The organism is Pseudoalteromonas sp. Ld20, from assembly GCF_045064175.1.
Lineage (GTDB): Bacteria > Pseudomonadota > Gammaproteobacteria > Enterobacterales > Alteromonadaceae > Pseudoalteromonas > Pseudoalteromonas neustonica.
Window position 1 is genome coordinate 1 of record NZ_JBISHB010000010.1, and the last position, 1,686, is coordinate 1,686.

Below are 1,686 nucleotides of genomic sequence, written 5' to 3' on the forward strand. Positions count from 1 at the left end.
CTAGAGCACCGATCAGTATACATTCTAACCAGATCGACATTTGCTTCAATTCATGATCAAATAGCGTGTCTTAGCTAACGTAGTCATATCATGAAATATAATCGCCATTGGCAATGCCCTGAAGCATTGAGTAAAAAAGAAAAATTAATCTGTAGCCGTTTAAAAACACATGGCAAACTCTTCGTATTTCTTCGTGAATATCGACATGAAATTCTCAATGAAACCATCGAAAGTCAACTTATTGAAATGTATGCCGATCACCCGAAAGGAAAGCCCCCTGTTCCTGCAGCTCAGCTAGCTATGGCAACAATTTTACAAAGTTATGAACAAAAATCAGATGCAGGGGCAACCCTTGATGCAATGTTTGATATGCGTTGGCGAATGGTGCTCAATTGCTTAGATGATGAAAATGCGCCTTTTTCACAAGGGACTTTGTGTGATTTTAGGCATCGTTTAGTGAAGCATAATATGGATGAGGTGTTACTTGAACATACAGTTAATGTGGCTAAATCTTTCGGTAAATTTGGTCACAAAAACTTACGCGTTGCTTTAGATTCGGCACCGTTACAGGGGGCTGGACGTGTCGAAGACACTTTTAATCTCGTGAGTCATGCGCTTGAACTAATTGTAGATTGTTTAGCATATATTCAACAAACTGATGAAAAATCGATTATCTCACAAACGGGTTTGAAACTCGTTGGTCAAAGTAGCGTTAAGGCTGCGCTGGATATAGATTGGTCTGATGCAAATGAAAAGCATCAAGCAATCAATACATTATTATCTGATGTTGAGACGCTTAAAACATGGTTAAAAGCAGCCCCTGTTAGTATAAGGGAGCATAAATCTTTAAAAGAGTGCCTGTCTTTATTAGAAACAGTATTAGCGCAAAATATTACACCAGATCCTGAAGGTGGTGGGCACCAAATTAAAAAAGGAACAGTCCCTGATAGGAGAATTTCAGTCTCAGATAGTGCGATGCGCCATGGTCGAAAATCAAGTTCACGCACTATCAGTGGATTCAAACAACATATTGCAGTTGACTTAGATTCTAAGCTCATTCTTGCGACTTGCGTCCGTCCAGCGAATGAACCAGAGCATAAAGCCAGTGAGCAACTCAAACCTAAAGTGTTAAACTATGAAAAAGTGACCGAATTAAGTATCGATAGAGGTTATTTAGCAGCAGATTGGACGTTAGATATGTATCAGGAGGGCCTCACGGTAGTTGCCAAACCTTGGACACCTCCAGCAGTCAAAGACAAATTTAGTAAAAAATCATTTTTAATTGATTTAGATGAAAATACAGTCACTTGTCCAAACAATATCACCGTATCAATACAAGGAAGAAAGAAAAAGTTTGTCAGATTTCCAAAATATGAATGCAGTGTTTGTCCTAGTAAATCCAAATGTACGGATTCAGAAAATAGCCGCGTTGTTTCAATCCACGAGCATGAATCTATGATGCAAGATTTAAGTGTATACGTCACGACTGCTGAGGGTCGAGCTAAAGCAAGAGAGCGTGTTAAAGTAGAGCACGCTCTTGCATCTGTATGTAACCGTAAAGGACCTCGAGCACGATATAGAGGAATAAGACTCAATGAATATGATTTAAATCGTACAGCCATGATCACTAATTTACATATATCACTGAAATTAGCTGCATGATTTTTAAACTATATGGTGCTCTAG

Annotated in this window: 1 protein-coding gene; it reads left to right on the forward strand. The window is 38.8% G+C overall.

Annotated elements, in window-relative coordinates:
* Positions 1–90 precede the first annotated feature (90 nt).
* Complete coding sequence (locus tag ACJJVX_RS00170) at positions 91–1,662, forward strand: transposase (protein WP_405629462.1); 1,572 nt, start codon at positions 91–93, stop codon at positions 1,660–1,662.
* Positions 1,663–1,686: the final 24 nt, after the last annotated feature.